Origin of the sequence: Mycobacterium sp. (assembly GCF_035603715.1) — a bacterium.
GTDB lineage: Bacteria > Actinomycetota > Actinomycetes > Mycobacteriales > Mycobacteriaceae > Mycobacterium.
In genome coordinates this window covers 1-3,174 of the sequence record NZ_DATNJW010000583.1, presented here as the reverse complement: position 1 = coordinate 3,174, position 3,174 = coordinate 1, and the positions used below count along the sequence as shown (strand labels likewise).

Genomic DNA, 3,174 nt, shown 5'->3' with positions numbered 1-3,174 from the left:
GAACTGAACACCGTGTCGGGGTTGTAGGCCTCCATGAAGGCGCACGGCCCGTAGTCGATCGTCTCGCCGGAGATCGTCATGTTGTCGGTGTTCATCACGCCGTGGACGAAGCCGATCAGCATCCACTGGGCCACCAGCGAGGCCTGAACCGCGGCCACCGCTTCGAACAGCGCGAGGTAGGGGTTGTCGAGCATCGCTGCGCCGGGATAGTGGCGGGCGATCGCATGGTCGGCCAACCGCCGCAGCAGGTCGAGGTTGCCGGTCGCGGCGGCGTATTGGAAGCTGCCCACCCGCAGGTGGCTGGCGGCGACGCGCGCGAGCACGGCGCCGGGCAGCGGCGTTTCGCGGTGCACCGGGCGTCCCGTCGCCACGACGGCCAGTGATCGCGTCGTGGGAACGCCAAGCGCGTGCATGGCCTCGCTCACGATGTATTCGCGCAACATCGGGCCGACCGCCGCCAGGCCATCGCCGCCTCGGGCGAATGGCGTGGCTCCCGACCCTTTCAGATGAATGTCGCGGAGACGCCCGTCATCGTCGGAAAGCTCGCCCAGCAGCAGCGCGCGCCCGTCGCCCAACTGCGGCACGTAACCGCCGAACTGGTGTCCCGCGTAGGCCTGGGCGACCGGTGCGGCGCCGCTGGGCACCAGGTTGCCGACCAGAAAACGCAGGCCGTTCGGACTTGTCAGCCAGGCCGCGTCGAGTCCCAGCTGGCCGGCCAGCGGCATATTGAAGGCAAGCAGCCGCAGGTCGGGAAATGTCTGTGCCTGCCAGCTGACAGCCATCTCCGGCAGGTCGCTGGCGAAGCGGTCTTGCAGAGCAACGGTGGTCTCCGGTGCGACGCTCACCCACCCAGCCTACGGAGCGTACGAGTGGTGAGCTGTGTCCCGCCGCGACCAGCGTGACTAACATCGACCAGGCAAACCGTCCCGATAGGAGCCCTCACCGGAATGCTGGAGCCGCACGAGGTTGACAACCTCTTTCCCGCCGATCTGCCCGAACCGGGCGTGTGGGAACAGCGCTATCCACCCCGTGAGCTGCCTGACGGTGCCGAGGTGACCCGGTTGGCTCCGTCGCCGACCGGCTTCATACACCTCGGTGGCATCTACACGGCGATGATCGACCGCGCCGTCGCGTACCAGACCGGTGGCCGCTACTTCGTCCGAATCGAGGACACCGACCAATCGCGGGAAGTGGCGGGCGCGCATGAACAGTTCGATCGTGCTTTCGCCTACTTTCGGGTCGTTCCCGACGAGGGGGTTGGCGGCGGCGAGTACGGGCCGTACCGCCAGTCGGAGCGGGCGACGATCTATCTGAGTTACGCGCGCGAGATGTTGCGTGCCGGGAAGGCATATCTGTGCTTTGCCACCTCGGAGCAACTCACCGAAATGCGTACGCGCCAGCAACAACTCAAGCGCCCGACCGGCTACTACGGCGAGTGGGCGATCTGGCGTGACGCCGATGTCGCGGCCGTCCGTGAGCAGTTGGAGAACGGTGCGCCGTACGTCGTGCGTTTCCGGTCGCCCGGGCGCACCGGCGGGCGGGCTTCCTTCACCGACGCTATCCGCGGCGAACTGTCGATGGAGGACAACTACAACGACGTGGTCATCCTGAAATCTTCGGCGGCCGTGCAGCTGCCGACCTACCACTTCGCCCACGCAGTCGACGATCACCTGATGCGCTGCAACCTGGTGATCCGGGGCGAGGAGTGGTTGTCGTCGACGGCCTTGCATCTGCAGTTGTTCGAGGCGCTCGGTTTCGAGCCGCCCACTTACGCGCACATCGCGCTGCTGATGAAGCAGATCCCGGGCGGCAAACGAAAACTGTCCAAACGCAAGGACCCCGAGGCCGACGTCGACTTCTACATCAGTTCGGGTTATCCCGCCGACGCGGTGCTCTACTACCTACGCGGGCTGGCCAACGGACGCCTGGCCGAAATCCCGCTGCCCGAAGCACTGGCCGCGCCGATCTCCCTCGCCGAGTGCGGAGGCGCCGGGCCACTGGTCGATCTGGTGAAGCTGGAAGACATCAGCGCCGACCACATTGCGACGCTGAGCGGGGCGGAGATCTATGCGGCCGTGACGGTGTGGGCGGCGGAATTCGATCCCGAGCTGCATCGCGTGATCGCGGCTCACCCGGACGAGACGCTGGCCGCGTTAGCGGTCGAGCGCGAGGGGGTCGCCAACCCGCGCAAAGACCTGCGCAAATGGTCAGACTTTCGCGGCGCCTACGGCTTCTTCTTCGCCGAGTTGTTCACGTTGGTGGCTGCCGACGAAGCGCAACTCGGACTTTCGCCCGACCTGGTCCGGTCGTTCGCGGGGGATTTCATCGCGACCTATCAAGATCTCGACGATCCGGTGCAGTGGTTCCAGCAGATTAGGGACCTGGCCGACAAGTTCGGCTTCGCTGCTAACGCGAAGGACTACAAGAAGAATCCTGACGCCTACCCGGGCTCGATCCGCGAGGCCTCCCAATTGATCAGAGTCGGTCTGACCGGGTCGACCAAGAGCCCCGACTTGTTCCAGATCGCCCGCACCCTGGGCCGGGACGAAGTAATCCGGCGGATCAGTTCGCTGACGTAAACCTGCGCTTCAGCCGCGGCCGTGCTCGATCAGGTCACGAACGCGGTCCACCATCGACGCAAACGGTCCGACGGCGAAATTCAACATCGGTGATTCCACCCCGGCGTGCGGACGGGTCGGCGCGATGGCTTCCGCCGCACGTACGGCTGCTGTCAGTCGCTTGAGCTCGTCGGCATCGAGTTCTTTTTGCAACGTGGGGAATTCGTAGGTCTCCTCGTGCTGAGCGTGGTCCAACACCGCATCCCGCAGCTTGGTGAGCTCATCGATGAACTGCTGTGAGGTGATGTCGAGCTTCTCGATCCCCGACAACAGCTCCTTTGCCTCGTGCTCCTCTTCGAGCCGAGCGTCGACTATCGAGTCGCTGGCATCCACCTCGCGACGCACCCGGGGATGTACCACCATTTCCTCGGCTGTCTCATGCACAGCCAGCAATTGGCGTAAGTGCACAAATGGTTTCTCCCGGGCCTCCGGGTCCGTCGCGTGCAGCACCTGGTCGAACATGTCCTCGATGAGGTTGTGCTGAGCTTTCAGGAACGCGATCACGTCGTCGGGCGATTGAATGATCATCTCGGACATGCCCCATACCTCCAGTGTT

General features: G+C 64.7%; 3 protein-coding genes. 1 reads left to right on the top strand and 2 read right to left on the bottom strand.

The features are described from left to right. Positions 1-845 (bottom strand): protein adenylyltransferase SelO family protein (locus VN856_RS23850; protein ID WP_325693807.1); only part of this gene is annotated, 845 nt, incomplete at its 3' end. 102 nt (positions 846-947) lie between these two features. Here VN856_RS23850 and VN856_RS23845 point away from each other — a divergent pair. Further along, complete coding sequence (locus VN856_RS23845; RefSeq protein ID WP_325693804.1) at positions 948-2,579, top strand: glutamate--tRNA ligase; 1,632 nt, start codon at positions 948-950, stop codon at positions 2,577-2,579. A gap of 9 nt (positions 2,580-2,588) precedes the next feature. Here the strand turns inward: VN856_RS23845 and VN856_RS23840 are convergent, their stop codons facing one another. Beyond that, positions 2,589-3,155: a hemerythrin domain-containing protein gene (locus VN856_RS23840; RefSeq protein ID WP_325693810.1), complete on the bottom strand. Its 567-nt coding sequence runs from the start codon at positions 3,153-3,155 to the stop codon at positions 2,589-2,591. Between the last annotated feature and the right edge of the window lie 19 nt (positions 3,156-3,174).